The sequence below is a fragment of the Aurantiacibacter xanthus genome (assembly GCF_003584015.1).
GTDB lineage: Bacteria > Pseudomonadota > Alphaproteobacteria > Sphingomonadales > Sphingomonadaceae > Alteraurantiacibacter > Alteraurantiacibacter xanthus.
On record NZ_QXFM01000073.1, the window covers coordinates 67,020 to 83,504 of the forward strand.

11 protein-coding genes and 2 pseudogenes are annotated in these 16,485 nt (G+C 60.4%); 7 read left to right on the forward strand and 6 right to left on the reverse strand.

Going from position 1 to position 16,485, the window contains the following annotated elements; genetic code table 11:
* Positions 1-183 precede the first annotated feature (183 nt).
* Positions 184-2,541 (forward strand): TonB-dependent receptor, encoded by a 2,358-nt coding sequence (locus D2V17_RS08210; RefSeq protein ID WP_147367299.1) that lies wholly within the window; start codon positions 184-186, stop codon positions 2,539-2,541.
* A 210-nt stretch (positions 2,542-2,751) separates the two neighbouring features.
* Here the strand turns inward: D2V17_RS08210 and D2V17_RS08215 are convergent, their stop codons facing one another.
* Positions 2,752-3,303: a MarR family winged helix-turn-helix transcriptional regulator gene (locus tag D2V17_RS08215; protein WP_119592587.1), complete on the reverse strand. Its 552-nt coding sequence runs from the start codon at positions 3,301-3,303 to the stop codon at positions 2,752-2,754.
* Here D2V17_RS08215 and D2V17_RS08220 point away from each other — a divergent pair.
* The 5 genes and pseudogenes from D2V17_RS08220 (at position 3,285) to D2V17_RS08240 (ending at position 11,591) form a co-directional block, all read left to right on the forward strand.
* Positions 3,285-5,813, forward strand: coding sequence for a TonB-dependent receptor (locus D2V17_RS08220; RefSeq protein ID WP_245978636.1), 2,529 nt, complete (start codon positions 3,285-3,287; stop codon positions 5,811-5,813). The two genes, D2V17_RS08215 and D2V17_RS08220, sit on opposite strands and share 19 nt — an antisense overlap.
* Positions 5,814-6,168: 355 nt before the next feature.
* Positions 6,169-7,362: a GGDEF domain-containing protein gene (locus tag D2V17_RS08225; protein ID WP_191229125.1), complete on the forward strand. Its 1,194-nt coding sequence runs from the start codon at positions 6,169-6,171 to the stop codon at positions 7,360-7,362.
* Between the two features lie 232 nt (positions 7,363-7,594).
* Positions 7,595-8,017 (forward strand): annotated as a pseudogene (locus D2V17_RS08230) (hypothetical protein); the annotation flags it as partial.
* 157 nt (positions 8,018-8,174) lie between these two features.
* Complete coding sequence (locus tag D2V17_RS08235; RefSeq protein WP_119592590.1) at positions 8,175-10,361, forward strand: TonB-dependent siderophore receptor; 2,187 nt, start codon at positions 8,175-8,177, stop codon at positions 10,359-10,361.
* Between the two features lie 6 nt (positions 10,362-10,367).
* The gene (locus tag D2V17_RS08240) at positions 10,368-11,591 is read left to right on the forward strand and encodes a PepSY-associated TM helix domain-containing protein (RefSeq protein ID WP_119592591.1); all 1,224 of its coding nucleotides are present in this window, start codon (positions 10,368-10,370) and stop codon (positions 11,589-11,591) included.
* Between the two features lie 86 nt (positions 11,592-11,677).
* On the opposite strand, the gene D2V17_RS21715 is transcribed toward D2V17_RS08240, so the two are convergent.
* The 4 genes and pseudogenes from D2V17_RS21715 to D2V17_RS08255 all read right to left on the reverse strand — a co-directional run bounded on the left by D2V17_RS21715 (position 11,678) and on the right by D2V17_RS08255 (position 14,049).
* Complete coding sequence (locus tag D2V17_RS21715) at positions 11,678-12,010, reverse strand: phage integrase central domain-containing protein (RefSeq protein WP_245978637.1); 333 nt, start codon at positions 12,008-12,010, stop codon at positions 11,678-11,680.
* 24 nt (positions 12,011-12,034) lie between these two features.
* Positions 12,035-12,127: pseudogene (locus tag D2V17_RS21955) on the reverse strand (hypothetical protein); the annotation flags it as partial.
* A gap of 201 nt (positions 12,128-12,328) precedes the next feature.
* The gene (locus D2V17_RS08250; RefSeq protein ID WP_119592592.1) at positions 12,329-13,180 is read right to left on the reverse strand and encodes an SMP-30/gluconolactonase/LRE family protein; all 852 of its coding nucleotides are present in this window, start codon (positions 13,178-13,180) and stop codon (positions 12,329-12,331) included.
* Entirely contained in the window at positions 13,177-14,049 is an 873-nt protein-coding gene (locus D2V17_RS08255) for an SDR family NAD(P)-dependent oxidoreductase (RefSeq protein WP_119592593.1), read from the reverse strand. Before D2V17_RS08255 ends, D2V17_RS08250 begins: the two co-directional genes overlap by 4 nt.
* Before the next feature lie 117 nt (positions 14,050-14,166).
* Between D2V17_RS08255 and D2V17_RS08260 the strand changes: the two genes are divergently transcribed.
* Positions 14,167-15,144 (forward strand): LysR family transcriptional regulator, encoded by a 978-nt coding sequence (locus D2V17_RS08260; RefSeq protein WP_119592594.1) that lies wholly within the window; start codon positions 14,167-14,169, stop codon positions 15,142-15,144.
* Here the strand turns inward: D2V17_RS08260 and D2V17_RS08265 are convergent.
* Complete coding sequence (locus D2V17_RS08265; RefSeq protein WP_119592595.1) at positions 15,138-16,394, reverse strand: IS701 family transposase; 1,257 nt, start codon at positions 16,392-16,394, stop codon at positions 15,138-15,140. The genes D2V17_RS08260 and D2V17_RS08265 overlap by 7 nt on opposite strands.
* Positions 16,395-16,485: the final 91 nt, after the last annotated feature.

A 16,485-nucleotide genomic window follows, 5' to 3' on the forward strand; every position in this document is an offset into this window, starting at 1 on the left:
TCAGAGGCGCAATGAGTCCGAAACAGGCGCTGTCATGCAAGAGACATGGCGCAGCTCTCCTTACAGGCCTCTCACCGGCGTGCTTACCGAGTGTGAGCAATCCGCCGATCCGAAAAACAATCTGCTTCTGCCCGACGGTGCGAAGATGCCTTGGTGTCAGCCAGAGATGAGAGGAGAGCAAGAGTGAGCCTTTTCAAGACGAGTCTTATGTCCTGTGCGGCGGTGGCAGCGATTGCCATTGCGCCGCCATCTTTCGCGCAAGATGCTGCTGGCACGGGACCGGCCAATCCTGACGAGATTATCGTCACCGCCCAGTTCCGTGCGCAAAACCTGCAAGACACGCCAATTGCCATTACCGCGGTCTCTGCGGATATGCTCGACGCCCGCAGCCAGACCGACATTTCGCAGGTTGCAGGTCAGGCGCCGGGGCTCAACCTGCAGCCTAACAATGCCAATTTCGGCCCCTCAATGGCTGCCTCGATCCGGGGGGTTGGGCAATACGATCCCAGCCCAGCCGTGGAGCCGGGTGTCGGTCTCTACGTCGACGATGTCTATTACCCGTCCCTGACCGGCGGCGTGTTCGATCTGCTCGATCTCGATCGGGTCGAGATCCTGCGCGGCCCACAAGGGACGCTGGCGGGGCGCAACTCGATTGGCGGTGCAATCAAGCTCTATTCGAAGAAGCCGCAGGGCGATGGATCGGGCATGGTTCAGGCCACCTATGGCAGCCGAAACCGCCTCGACTTGCGCGGCTCGGCCGACTTCGCGCTGACCAATGCCATCAGCGCCCGTATTTCCGCCGCCGCCAAGCGGCAGGACGGCTATGTCAAAGTCTATGATTACGGGTGCGTGAACCCTGTAGGCACTGCGAACAATCCCGCACAAGGCGGCATTCCCGCCATCAGACCGAGCGGCGATTGCCAGACCGGAACGATGGGCGACGTGAACTATCAGGCCGCGCGCGGCCAGTTGCGCTACAATCCGAGCGACACGCTCGATATCAATCTTTCGGCCGATTATGTGTCAGACAACCGGGCCCAGGCTGGATCGGTGCTTGTATCCGCGGACAATGCAGCGCCCGGAGCCCTGCGCGGGGACTACTACAATGTACCCTTCGATTCCCGGTTCATCTGCGGGCCTTATTGCAACTATGCTACGGACTTGATGCCCGCAGATGCGGTCAACGGGATTGCCTATGCCACGCAGCAACCGGTGACCACCAAATACGAGGGCTATGGCCTGTCTGGCACGATCGATCTTGCGCTGACTGACAATCTCCAGCTGAAATCGATCACCGGTTATCGGTCGTTCGACAGTTCTTACGGTGCGGATGCCGATCTTTCGCCTTTGCCGGTGAACGGCTCTTCGACTGACATTTCCACCGACTTTTTCAGTCAGGAACTGCGCCTTAGTGGTACTCTGGCCAACGATGCGATCGACTATACCGTTGGCGGCTACTACAGCCACATGAAGACCAGCTTCGCGAACGTGCAGGACATCCGCTACGCTAGGCTGCAATTTGCCAGTCTTGGCGATGACGTACCCGCCGAATCGCTGGCATTCTTCGCCCATGCATCCTGGGAAGTGCTGTATGGTCTCACGGTCAATGCCGGTGTGCGCCGCACGCATGAGAACAAGGATTACACCTTCTCGCGCCGTTTTGCCGATGGTTCGGTTGGTCAGCCGGTGGTGGGTCCGCTCGATGGCCTGACGGGCGAGTATAGCGAAAATCGCTGGGATTACCGGGCCAACCTTCAATACGAATGGACGCCCAGCCTGATGACCTATGTTCAATTCTCGACGGGTTACAAGGGGGGCGGGATCAATCCCCGACCTTATTTCGCAAGCCAGGTACAGCCGTTCAGTTCGGAAAGCATCAATGCCTATGAAATCGGCCTGAAGAGCGACTTTCTCGACCGTGCGGTCCGGCTCAATCTTTCAGCCTATTACAATCGCTACCGTGACATTCAAATGGTGTTGACTTCCTGCCCGGCCTTCACGCCCGGCAATGCGGTGGCACCTTGTTCGATGACCGCCAATGCGGGCGATGCCGATGTTAAAGGTTTCGAGGCGGAAACCACGATCCGCCCGCTTGCCGGCATGCTGATCGATGGATCGCTGAGTTATATTGATTTCGAGTATACCAGCATTGCGGCTGCGGCGAGTGGGCCGCAGGGTGTCAAGCTGGGTGATGTTGCGCCCTTCACCAGCGAATGGAAATGGAGCATCGGCGCACAGTACGAGGCGATGCTGCCGGGTGGTTCATCGCTCACGCCGCGGTTTGACGTGACCTATCAATCAGGCCTTTACACGGCCGCCAACAACGCCCCGAGCAACTTCATCCCTTCTTATACCCTTGCCACGGCTCGCCTCACCTGGCGCAACGGGGAAGGCGATCTGGACATTTCCCTCGCGGTCACCAATATTTTCGACAAGTATCATCTGGTGACTTCGTTCGATCAGTCCCTCGGGCAGGGATCGGTGGCTGGCCAGCCTGGCCGCCCGCGTGAATGGTCAGTGACAGCGACCAAGCGCTTTTAGCCGTATCGAGGGGAGGGGCATGCCCCTCCCCTGGAGTTGTCAGTATCTCCGTGCGGAAACCTGGGATTGGCGGCGGAAGCTGGGCCATTTGCTGTTCGTCTGCTTTCACGCGCCAGAATTGCAAAAGCGGAATGAACGGCCGCTATGCCGGCGCGTGTCGATGCGCGCAGAGTCTTCGATCAAGCTCTTCCGTTCGGGCTTACATGCCCGTCACATGGCGCCGCCGCCACTCTCGATGATTTTCCTGAGCGCACTGTGGAGCGCACGAAGCTCGGGTTCCGAAAGTGATGCGGTCAGCGCTTGATCATGGAGCGCAACCTGCCTGCGCAGTTCACCCAGTGTTCGTTGCCCCTCCGGCGTCAGGTGGATGCCTCGCGCCCGGCCATCTTCGGGTATCCGGCGACGGGCAAGGCAATCTCGCGCCTCCCAGAAATCGATGGCCAAGGTGGCGGCGGGTTTGCTCAGCCCCAGGATGGCGGCGAGCTGCGTCTGCCGCAGACCAGGGTTTGCTCCGATCACTTCGAGTGCCGAATAGCGCAACGGGGTGATCGCGCGGTCCCCGATCTCTTCTGAAAAGGTGCTGAAATCGACAATGCTTGCCCGGCGCAGGTGAAAGCCCATCAACTCGGGGAGCTGCCCGTAGTCGAAGGTGCGATCGAAAAGTGTAATTTTGGTATCAGACCGTGTCGCCAAAGGCCGCTCCTCCATTTTCAGTTGCTTTCCTTCACGCAGTTTTGGCGATTTTGCCAGTACGCCCGCCATCGATACCCAAAAAAGTAGTTATTGACGATAAGCATACTTTCTTGCAGTCAACGACATCGCGATTTGAGCGAGAGATTCAACCGCTGCAGAGGATCACGATGATGGGTACCTGGACAAAGATAGATTTCCTGTCTGGCGCAGCCATGCTGGCTCTGTCGGCTGCTGCTGCTGGCTTTGCGGGACCGGCGATGGCTCAGGGTGTGGAAAGCGAAGGTGAAGCGCGGGCGGGTGCGGCTCCGGCGCCCGAGGCCATGATCGTTGTGACCGCTCGCCGACGCGAGGAATCGTTGCAGGAAGCGCCGGTCGCGATCTCGGCCTTCTCCGCCGAAACGTTGCAGGATCGCCAGATTCAGCAGACGTCCGATCTCGAACGCATTACGCCCAGCCTGCAATTCAAGCCTGCGGGCCAGCTGTCGGGCAACAGTGCTTCCTCGGTGGTTTTCATTCGCGGTGTCGGTCAGCTCGATCCCACGGCAGCGGTTGATCCCGGCGTCGGTATCTACATCGACGAAGTCTATGTCGGCCGCGCTGTTGGCGGTACGATTGACTTCGGCGATATCGAAAGTGTCGAAGTGCTGCGCGGCCCGCAAGGCACACTCTTCGGTCGCAATACGATCGGCGGTGCGATCCTCGTCAAGACGCGCGAACCCAGGTTCAACGAACTGTCGGCTCGCGGCAGGTTCCGGATCGGAGAATATAACCTGGCGGAAGGCTTTGCGGCCTTCAACCTGCCGATTTCCGACACTGTTGCTGCACGCGTCTCCGGCGGGTTCCGCCAACGCGACGGGTACGTGATCCGCGCATTCGATGGGCTTGATCTCGGCAACGAAGACAGCGTGACCGTCAACGGGGCGCTCCGCTTCGAGCCTACGCCGGACTTCGAGCTGCAGTTAAGGGCAGACTACACCAAGCGGGATGAAAACGGCGCGCCGTTCGTATTCGCTGGCATCAACGAGAAAGCGCCGGTTGCGGCCATCGTCAGCGTTGCTGCGGGTTGTCCGGGTGCCACGATCCCGTTTGCGCCGCTGCAACCCGGCGATCCGCGTTTCGGGGCGCCGAACGTTCCCCTGATCGACGATGCACGCTGTGCCAACGACTTCCAGAACCGCGGCAATTTCATCAACGGCGGCACGGCTGACGTTCTGAGTACGTCCGAGGTCTGGGGTGTTTCCGGCACCGCCACGCTCAACGTCTCGGACAGTGTGCTCCTCAAGAGTATTACGGCCTATCGTTCAACCCAGTCGCGCGGCATCCGTGATGCGGACAACACGCCGCTCTTGCTGATCACCACCGACGTGGCCGGAGATTCCAAACAGTTCAGCCAGGAACTGCAGGTGCAGTACGACGGCGGACCGCTCAATGCCATTCTCGGGGCCTACTATTTCGACGAGGATACGTTTGAACGCGCCACGGTCCCGTTGTCGTTCCCACCGACTGAGCCGGTCATCACTTCCCTCCTCAACGGCGGGCCGGGATCGCGCGACCTGCAACTATCCGACCTCGAAACGCGTTCATGGGCGGTGTTCGGGGAAGCATCCTACGAGATTACGGATGCTCTCGAGTTGAGCGGCGGCCTGCGCTACACGGAAGACCGCAAGACCTTCCGGGGCACGGTGCTTAACCTGTTCCCGGCGACGCTGCCCGATCCCGACCCGTTGCCTGACACGGCGATCCCCGACGGTGGGCCATTGTTCATCTACCCCACGCCCAATCAGGAGACATTCAACGCCCTCACTGGCTCGGCCAGTCTGGCCTACAAGGTCGCACCCTGGCTCAACACCTATCTTTCCTACGCGCGCAGTTTCAAGTCGGGCGGGTTCAACACGCGCTACAACGCGCCGCCGCCGGGCTTCGAGCCCGTGCCGTTCGATGAAGAAACGGTCGACAGCTATGAAATCGGGGCCAAGATCGAGGTGGGCGACTTCCGTCTCAACATGGCCGCATTCCAGGCGGACTACGGCAACATTCAGCTGGTTTTCCGACAGGGCGTCGTACCGCTGCTGTTCAATGCCGGTGAGGCGCGCATTCGCGGGTTCGAGGCCGAGGCAAGCTATCGCCCGTTCGAAAGCGGCGTGTTCATCGACGCTGGCATCAGCATTCTCGATGACGAGATACTGTCGATTACCGAGGTGCCCGGTGCGACGGCGACGGTCCAGCCGGGAGACGAATTGCCGCTGACCCCGTCCTTCCAGGGCAACGTCGCCATCGGTTACGACATCGAGATCGGAAATGGTTTCGTGCTCACGCCGCAGTTTGACGGGTCGTACACATCTGACGTGGTGTTCATCACCGGCAGCGTGCCGGAAATCGAGCAGGAGGGCTACTTCGTGGCCAACGCATCTGTACGGCTGAAGATCAACGATCGCTTTGGGTTGCAGGCCGGCGTCATCAACCTGTTCGACAAGGAGTACATGATCCAGGGCAATGCTTCGCTCGGCACTCTCGGCTATGCGGAGAAGATCTACGCTCGGCCGCAGAACTGGTATCTGCAGGTTTCTGCGGAATTCTGAGGCTGTCTTTACGCGCAGTTCGCAGGGCGAGCAGACCTGCAGGGCCGGGCTGTCGCCACGATTGATGGAGGGATGAGCTGCCGCGTTGCGGCGGCTCATTTCGGGTTAGCCTATCGCGCGCGATCCGAGGGCGGCACCCTGCCTTTGTACATGGTCAGGCCGTTGCCAAACCTCGCGGCGGTGACCGGCATTCAGGCATGATCGAAACGCAGCGCGATTGAATTGGAAATCCGTTCGCAGAGCAGTGTATCTTGAGAGGCAGAGGTTTACGCGAACGTAAGTATCTCTGCGCAAGATGGTTCCGGAGCCAGCCGCGCCCAAAGCGGCCTCTTCCGACGGGACCATCATCGCACATATGCCTCAGGCCATTCTGCCTATCCTGACCAATATGCTGGTCGCCGTGATGTTCATCGGGGCCTTCCTGGTCATCGCGCAAACCTATCCGATGGTCCGGCGCGCTCGCTGGTTCGCACTCTCCTATACGTTTGGCGTGCTTGATCCGCTGGCGAACCTTGGCATCTGGCTTGGCGGAAACGTCGCGGTCATGCAAGCCGTCGGCTTCATCGGCTTTCTGGCCGCGTTGGTCACGATGGCGCTGGCCTTGTCGCATTATCATCGGCGTCGACCGATGTGGGCGATCGCGATCGCGATTCTGGTCAGCGGTTGCATCTGGCGTATCGCGACGATCGATGCGCCGCGCGATGCCATCTGGTACCAGCTATCCTTTCAGAGCTGGTTTGCACTTGGTTCGGCACTGTGTGCCGCGGCGTTGCGACGGCATGCGCCGCCATCACTGCTCAATCGATGTCTTGTAGCGGTGTTCATCGTAACGGCCCTGCATTTCTGGGCGAAGGCGGCCTTTGCCATCACGCTCGGAACGGGCGCGACCGAAGAGGACTTTGCAGGCACGATCTATGCCGTCATCTCGCAGACCAGCAGCGGTCTGTTGATGATTGCCGCCGGCCTGCTGGTCGTCGCCAGTTTCCTGCATTCTGTCGTCAGGGCCACCCAGACCGAGGCATTGTCGGATCCGCTCACCGGCCTGCCCAATCGCCGGGCGTTCGATCGGTGGCTGGACGCGGCACAGGATGACGACATGCAGCTTCCGCTCAGTGTCGCGATCATCGACGTCGATCATTTCAAGCGTTTCAACGACCGGTTCGGCCACGCCGTCGGCGACGAGGTGCTACGCGAAGTCGCCGCCTGTATCGAGCGCCACCGGCCCTCTGCGGGCCGTGCAGCGCGTCTGGGCGGCGAGGAATTCGTCCTGCTGTTGCGGCTGGAGCGGTGTATGGCCCTTCTCGTGGTCGAGAGCATACGCCTGGCAATTGCTCAGCTCGCTTACAAGGACACTGATGCCATCACCGTGAGCATTGGCATGGCGACGATGGAGAAAGGTGAAACGACAAGCGAGCTTCTGCGCCGCGCCGACCGCGCGTTGTACCGCGCCAAGGCGGCTGGCCGCGACCGGTGCGAGGTCGACATACCGGACGAAGAGGTCGTGTCATCGGTCGCGCGTCCGGCTCTCAAAGTGGTCGCGCGGCACTGACCGGGCGGTAGAATCACCAGCTGCGATCCACAGGCGTGCGGCGAAGAACCGCTCTTTTCAGTGATGATCCCTTCACCGTTTCTTCGACCGTTTGATGAGATCCATGCCGTAACGACGAGTGAACTCGATAAGCTTGTGGAATCGGCCAATTTGCCCCGTGATCCTTTGCGGGAAAGGAATGAACCGCGCCGGGTTTGCCGGAGGCTCGAACTCCTGAGAAGGTGGGGCCAGTATGGGCGCGACAACGAACAAGTTTGCACCGGAGGTCCGCGATCGTGCTGTGCGGATGGTGAGCGATCACGAGCGCGATTATCCTTCCCGCTGGGCCACGGTGGTGTCGATCGCGGAGAAGATTGGCTGCGCACCGCAGACATTGTATGAGTGAGTAAAGAAAACCGAGGTCGACAGCGGCAAGCGTGCTGGTGTCCCGACCGAGGTTGCGCATTGTACGGTCGCGCGGCTGATGCGCGAGGTGGGGTTGCTTGGGGTGATCCGGGGCAAGCCAGTACGCACGACGATCAGCGACAAGGCCGCACCGTGTCCGCTCGATCACGTCAACCGCCCGTTCTATGCGCCAGCGCCGAACATGCAGTGGCTGTCGGACTTCACCTACGCCGCCTTCGTCACCGATACTTACGTCAGGAGGATCGTCGGCCTTCCACAAGGTGGGCGAAGATTTTTTGGGATTCACGGGCTTACCGTGAAAAAGCGAGCGCCATCTTTCTTTCATGTTGCATTACCAATCTCGTTAATTATGCTATTGCGAAATGTTTGCAATAGCATAATGGGGCGCGTCGGTGAAGGAGTATGGAATGCGGCGACAATGGGGTGGGATTGAACGCGCGGTTCGTGGCCATTTATCGAAGTTATTGGCAGGCGGCGTCCTGATGACGATGCCGTCAGTCGTTTACGCTGAGAGCGCACAGGACGCTTCCGTAGGCGCAGAGGCTGACACGACAGACGCGGATATCGTCGTTCTTGGTAGGGCGCAGAACTATTATCGCGTGCGGGAAACAATGATCGGCAAAGTACCCGCCGACCCTCTCAACATCCCGCAGACAGTGACCATCGTGAACGCGGAACTGATCGAGGATCAGGGCGCGCGGCAGATCACCGAGCTCTATCGCAACGTCGCAGGTGTGAGTAACTTTTCCTATGCAGGCGTGACCTTCCGTGGCTTCCGCCAGATTGGCGGGGCCTATTACGACGGATTGAGGGGAGACGTCTTCTCCGGCTTTTCTGCGCCCCAACTGTTCAATGTCGAGCGTGTCGAGTTTCTGAAGGGTCCGGCAGGGATGCTTTATGGCCCCGGTGCACCGGGCGGAACGATCAACTATGTGACCAAGAAACCGAGCGAGACATTCTCTGCCAACCTCCGGGGCATCGTCGGCAACTATGATCGCTACGGCGCATCCGGGGATATAACAGGGTCTCTGACCAGCGATGGCGGCATCGCTGGTCGGGCTAGCCTGTTTTACGAACATTACGATGAGTTCCGGGACCACGCCGAAAGCAAGACGTTCGTCGCGGATGGGGGGCTGACGTTCAAACTGGGGGAACGCAGCAAGCTGACAGCGCAGGCGACCTACTATGATCAGGACCTGCCAGGCGCGTTGCTGCGGGGCATACCCACAGACATGGCCGGCAATTTTCTTGCCAGTATCAACTGGAATCACAACGAGCCGACTGATTTCGTCAAGCTGAATGCCCAGGTCTATCAGGCGCAGTTGGAAACAGAGTTGAGCGATGCCATCTCGGCCAATGTGTCCAGCCGGTGGTTCCAATACAACGAGCATCAGAATTATCATCAGACCGGCGCACCCTATGACAGCGACGGGGATAATGTCGTCGACAAGGTGATCCGCCAGTATCGCGATAATACGATGGATATCACGGGTCTTTCCTTCGCCGGCAATCTGGTCGGGCGGGCTGAACTGGCGGGCATGGCGCATACTATCCTGATCGGCGGTGACTGGAATCGGCAAACCACGGATTACGAGGACTTGCGAATCAATCCGGAGGAGCTTGGCGGCCCGGTGCCGGGCTTGTCGCTGCGGAACCCCGTCTATGGCCTGACCGGGCCCGCGGATTATGGCCGGGCATCGCTATCCTATGATCTGAGCAGTGTGCGTGGGACCCGTTACGGCCTCTATGCGCAAGACCAGATTGTCATTGCGGACCGGTTCATCCTGGTCGGCGGCGTCCGCCACGACTGGTTCAAGGATAGCAATTATCCGGGCAATGAAGCCGCAAGCGGGGACGCCACCACATGGCGGGCCGGGGCGATATACAAACCGCGTCCCGACATCTCCGTCTATGTGAATTGGTCCGATACGTTCGAACCGCAGAGTGCGGGCAATCAGCGCGCCATTGTTGGCGGACCTTTCGCCCCTGTTACCGGTGCCCAAATTGAGGGTGGCGTGAAGACCGCCTTGCTGGACGGCAAGATCCAGACCGACTTTGCTGTCTACCAGATCGTGCGCGAGAACGTGCTCCAGGTCGACACATCGCTGCCCCAGGTGAGCGGTGAGGATCAGCTCGCTCCGCTTGGCGAAGTGACCAGCAAGGGCTTCGAGTTCAGCATATCGGCGGACATAACCCCGGACTGGGTTGCACTGGCGAACTACGGCTACAACGATACCAAAATCACCGGCACGGCACCGGGCCAATCGATCAGCAATGCGGTGGGCAATCGCTTTGTCAATGCGCCCCGCCATCAGGCCGGTTTCTGGACCCGCTATAATGTCCGCGCGATCGACACATCCTTCGCCTTTGGTGGGCAATATGTATCGGAACAGCTGGGCTTCGATGGCGAACGGGTGAAGCCTTTCACCGTGTTTGATGGTTCGATCACCAAGAAGTTGGCGTTTGTCGACATCATGCTGCGGGTGGAGAATATCTTCGACAAATACTATGCCGTGTCCGGTTTTGGACTTGCCAACGGTGCTTTCCCTGGGCGACCAAGAACCGCCTTCGTTGAAGTGCGCAGGTATTTCTAACCAACCATGAGCAAGGCGAAGGGGCGATCAATCTGGTGGCGTATTCATGCGTGGGCGGGCCTCAAGCTCAGCCTGCTTCTGGCCGCCATTCTGGCAACCGGAACCTTCGCCACCATCTCCACGGAACTGGACTGGCTGGCCACGCCCGCAATGCGTGTGGCGCCAGCATCGACCCCACACGCATCATGGGGCCAACTCGCCATGTCCGCGCAATCTGCCCTGCCAGAGAGCACGATCCGTTCAATCGTAGCTCCGCCCAATAGCCGGTTCGCGGCCGAAGCATGGGTGGAGCAGCCCGATGGCGAGCTCATGCGCATATGGTTGAACCCCTATAACGCGCGGGTGCAAGGCATAGGCCCGTGGACGAACATCCAGGTCATGCTCTGCGAGATTCACCGCCGCCTTCTGCTTCCCAATTTCATCGGGATCAGGCTGGTCAGCGCATTTTCGCTTTTGCTGACGGTCTTGGTGGTGACAGGGCTGGTCTCCTACCGGCGCTTCTGGCGGGGCTTCTTTAGATGGCCCAAACGCAGGCGAGGGAACAACCGACAGTTGCTCGGCGATGTTCACCGCCTGCTTGGATTGTGGTCGCTATGGTTCGTAGCGCTGATCGCGATGACCGGCTTTTGGTATCTCATCGAATCCTTGGGCGCTGATGCTCCCGCCGCTTCTTACACAGGCAAGGCCGTTGCGCAGATGCAGGGTTTTTCCCAGCTTGATGCGCAGGTTGCGGCGGCCAAAGCGCATAATCCGTTGCTCGAGATTCGTGAGATCCGGCTGCCGGGCCGCGCCGGGGCGCCCGTCGCGATCATGGGGCAGGCCGACGCTATTCTGGTTCGCGACCGGGCTAACACCGTGTGGATCGATCCGGCCAGCAATCGCGTGCTGGATTCGATCCGCGGCGAAGACCTTTCGGTCCATCAACGCATTTCCGAAATGGCGGATCCGCTGCATTTCGGCACATGGGGCGGGTTGAGTACGAAGCTGCTCTGGTTCTGTTTCGGGCTGATGCTGACCGGTCTTTCTGTCGCGGGCATCATAGTGTCCAGCCTGCGCCTGCATCGGGAAGCTTGCGCAGGCCGACAGGATAGCTCTTCGGGCCTGGGCCGGGTCTGGCTTCAGGGGATGGGGCCATGGGCCTATCCCGCCTTGGCGCTCCTGACTTTCGTCGGCGTGCTGGTGATCGGATATCTTGTCGGCCTTGCACCGTCGGCGGCGATTGAATGGTAGATCTGATGCCTCGATCAAACGAGCCAAGATGAGTGTTTAGAGGTCGGGTGGAACACGTCGTGTCCGGTTTAACTGCAATCGGTCGTTCACTTGCCTGTGACGGAACGGCTTAAGCTGGTCGGAGCACGAACCGCTGCGCGGATGGGTGCTTGGGGCGCGGTTGAGGTAGAACAGCAGCTCTCGGGCTTGCTGAGCCAGATCTGGGCAAGGACATTGCGCATCATCGGCCCGGTGATGTCGTTCACCTGCTGATTGCCGATGTGCGGGAAGACATACGTCTCAAGCGTCCGCAGCCACTGATGCTCGTGCTTCGCATTGCGCCAGGTCTTGCGGTGCTGCGCGAGCACCTTGGCCGCCGCCTCGCGAAAAGTCGGAATGCCGGCAGCCTTGCGCCGCTCGAAGACAGGATCGAGGCCCATCTCGACCCGGGTGCGGATTTCATGCGCGCGCTCTCGCGCCAGCTTCAGTGATATCGTCTTCGCGCTGCCGAGTCCAAAGTCCCGGCGGTTGCCATTTTTCGCACCCGACAGACCCAGCTCTTCGTTCCGCTCGGCTGGTTATTGTGAGCCGAATCCGACGGCTCAGAGAACTACAGATACGCTATAGCCCTCCGAAACTGAAGAATGGGCTTGCGTCCATTCTGCTGCTGAAGGCTTTTCGGCAACTGTCGTGGCCAAGCTGACATTTGCATCGGGTTTCGCTACTTTCATCGTGGCGAGACAGATGGTCGTCCTTCATCATACCGCCTCCTCATAGTCGACTTCCAGAAGCGCCCCTGAGGCCGGAGCGCAGGCAATGCGTTCGTCTGTCAGACCGATCCGGGCCGTGGTTACGAACAAAGTCCGGCCATCTCCGCCAAAAGAGCAACTCGTCGGGCGCGGCACAGGGAGAGGGATCAGACGCTCAAGAGAGCCGTCAGGAGCAATGCGGGCGATGGCCGATCCGTCGAACAGAACACTGAGAAGATGGCCGGTACTGTCCATCGTCAAGCCATCGGGCTTTCCCTCCTTGGGGTCCATGCCGAAGAACAGGCGGCGGTTGCTGATTTCGCCTGTGGCCGGATCGAAGTCGTAGGCGTAGATCTCCCCCTTGTGCGAGTCCGTGTAATAGAGTGTCTGGCCATCCCGGCTCCATTCCAGGCCATTGGGCAGATCGAAGCCGGTATCGGCTATATGCCACGTTCCATCCGGATCGAACCGGTAAAGGATACCGACGCCCTTCTGTCCTTCCTTGTTCATTAGCCCGGTCCACAGGCGACCCTGGCGATCATATTTCCCGTCGTTGAACCGGAATGCCTGATCGGCATTTGGGGCGCGTGCGAAGCGTTCGATGCGGCCATCCGCTCCAAGGCTTGCCAGCTCGCAGCCCAGGCCCAGAACGATCTGGCCCGTGGCGCTCTCTGCCAGCAGGCCGACATCGCCCGGAACGTCGATGATGTCATCATGCCCGGTTGCCGGGTCGTAGCTGTGGACCTGCCTGCCCATTATGTCGACCCACAGCAACCGGTTGCGCCGCGCGCTCCAGATGGGACTTTCGCCAATGATCGCGTTCGTTCTGACTGCAATCTTGAAATCGGGGGCGGCGGTCATGATCGCGGCTCCTGCGCAAGGACGGCAATCTGATCCCATGCCGTAGCCACTTCGGCTGGAGTGCCGGCATGGACCGCGCGCAGGTCGCGCGGATAATCCATCCCCTCGGCCTCAACCAAGCGAGTTGCATGGAACTGCCCGTTCGCGGCCCGCAGTATCCAGCCTCCTTCTGAACATGCGGCGGAGGCAAGGAAGGCTACACCCGGCGCGACGGCTTCGGGCTTCAGTTCGTCCGGTTCGCCCTCCACGCCCCACATCCGGGTCTTCGCAACCGGAGAAACCGCATTGACGATAATGCCATGCGCAGCCCCTTCGTCCGCCAGCACGTTCATGATGCCGACGGCGGCCATCTTGGCGGCGGCGTAGGAAGCAAGACCCTTCTGGACATATTGCGGATAAAGAGCGCGGCAGGAAGTCGTCAGCACGATCCGGCCGTAGCCAGCCTCACGCATGCCGGGCCATGCGGCTTGAGCGATCCATAACGGCGCCTTCGCCGTGACCGTCATCATGTGGTCGAAGGAGGCATCCTGAATATCCTCGATCCGCTCGTAGCCCACCCAGCCGGCATTATGGATCACCGCATCAAGGCATCCGCTTACGGTCAGGCAATTGCGCACCAGCGTATGGCAATCATCGCGCGTGTTTATGGGGGTGTGGAAGGGGTGCGCGGTGATCCCTTCCAAGGAAAGGCTTGCGGCGGCGTTTTCCGCAATCGCCGGCTCGGTGCCGGTTCCATCCGTATCCGCGCCGACATCGTGCAGCAGAACAGTCGCGCCGAGCTTTCCGACCGCTCTCGCATAGGCGAGGCCCAAGCCCCGGCCCGCTCCGGTTATGAGGACAGTGCGTCCGCGAAAATCCACTTGGCTCATCATGGCCTCCTTCGTTGCGCGGAGGATGGCCAAAGCGCTACGATACGTCCAATAGTGAATAAATAGGATTACGATATGTATAATATATCACGAGCGCCGCTTGCGTCGGGCCGCGGTATGATCGACCTGCGCAAGATGGAGCAGTTCGTCGCCGTCGCGGAGGAGCGGCATTTTCATCGGGCGGCTCACCGCCTCGGCATGTCCCAGCCGCCGTTGACGGTTGCGATCAAACGGTTGGAAGAGGATCTGGGCGTCGGTCTGATCGAGCGTGGCGGCAACCGGATTCTGGGCCTGACCGCCGCAGGTCATGCCTTTCTCCGTGAAGCGCGTGAGACGCTTCGTCAGGCGCATTACGCGATCCGCATGGCGCAGGAGACCGCAGCCGGCCTCACCGGCCTTGTCCGGCTGGGCTATGTCGGCAGCGCGCTCTATGGACGATTGCCCGATACGGTAAGAGCGTTTCGTCAGGCGCGGCCTGATGTGCGCCTGGAATTGCGAGAGGCGACCACGGCAACCCAGATCGTCGGTCTTCTGAACGGTACCCTGGATGCCGCGATCATCATTCCCCCGCTGACCGATGCGGAGGGGATCGAACTGCACGGCTTCGATCACGACCGGCTTTGCATGGCCCTGCCGATTGACCATCCTCTGTCGAGGCAAGACAGGCTGACGCTTGCAGACCTTGCGGATGAGGCATTCATTCTATGGCCGATGATCGAGGGGCGTGGCTTTCATCTTCAGGTGATCCGCTTGTGCGCTGACGCCGGTTTTGCGCCGAGGATCATGCAGGAGGCGCATGGCATGCATGCTGTCCTGTCGCTTGTCGCGGTGGGCGCAGGCGTGTCCATAGTCCCCGAGAGCATGGCGGACTTTCGGCCGGATCGCATTACATATCGCGCAATAGCCGCGCCGGAAGCCGCTTTCGAACTGTCTCTGGCGGTCCGCGAGCCAACCCCGGCGACCAGGGCATTTGTGATGATAGCTACGGAGCCGCCAGCTAGCACTACTTTGGCAGATTTTCTGGTGTCGGGTCAGATATGCAGCGACCGCAGTGCGGGCATGGCCGATCCGGTGGCTTGGAGAAGCGGTCAATGATGGCCTGTCTGATCGCTGGTAAGCTCGGCTGTGGAGGCGGACCGGCAGTCCTTTTTTTCCCCCTTGGCCTGCTTGAGGCGCTGGGTCTGCAAGAAGGCCAGGGCGATCATGGACATCAGCGCGTGTCGGTGCAGCCCCTTCCATGATCTACCCTCGAAGTGATCGAGGCCGAGTTCTTCCTTGAGTTGCTGATGCCCCTGCTCACAGACCCAGCGGGCCTTGATGGCGCCGGCAAGCTGCCTGATTGGCGTGCTGGCAGGCAGGTTGGAGAGGTAGTATTTGCGCTCGCCAGTCGAGCGATGCTCCCCGACCAACCACACCTCCTCGCCGGGCAGATGTTGCGCACCCATGTCCCGGATGCGCTGGGGCGGACCATCGGCGACACGCACGCGAACGGCAGCGAACCGCGCCGAGAGTGGCCCTTTGGTCCCGCGCCGCCAACTCACCTTGCGCCACCTTGCCATCTCCAGCATTGCCTTGGCGGATATCGATTTTGCGTCGGGGATGGCGTTCTTGCGAGGGCGACCTCTTCCAGCGATCGGGAAGATCATCCCAACATCGGCGGGGTAGACCTTCTGTCTGAAAGGTATGCCCACCGCCCATGCAAGCCCGCGCTCACTCAGCCCCTGTCGGAACGGTGCGGACATGCCATAGCCCGCATCCGCCAGGACACAGCCGAAACGAACACCCGCAGCGCCGACCCGATCGATCTCAGCGAGCGCGATCTCGGGCTTGGTCCTGTAGGGGCAGCAATCGAGAGGAACTCCAGTCCGTTCCAGGCGGGCCACGTCTCCGGTCCAGCTCTCGGGCAGGAACAGGCGCAGGCCGACCATGATGGGGACTTCGCCAGATGCCAGCGTCACCGACACCAGCGTCTGGCAGTTGGCATTCTTGCCCAGTGCCGACGCATATTGCGGCGCCACGCCGACGGAATGGCGCCCCTTCTTGGGCAGCGCCGTGTCGTCGATGATCAGCCAGGCCTTCTCGCCGCCTACCTGCCGGTCGGCCTCGGCGAGCAGAGCTGCCTCCAGCGGTGCTTCGTCCCACACGCCGCTGGCGATGAAATGATGCAGCCGATCGTAGCTGACATCATCTGTCCGGGCGGCCATCGGCTGTATGCTTTTGCGATCCCCCGGGCCGATCAGTCCCGCGATATACGCCGGACACATCCGGCCACGCGTCTTGTGTCGCAACGCCGCTACAAACGGTGCCAACCACTCGTCCAGTTCGCCACGCCAATCCGTATCCATCGCCAGCCCCTTCGAAAAGCTGGCTCCCTATGAATCACTGGAATCCCACCTTGGGAATCCCAAAAATCAGATTTCTGCCAAAGTAGTGCTA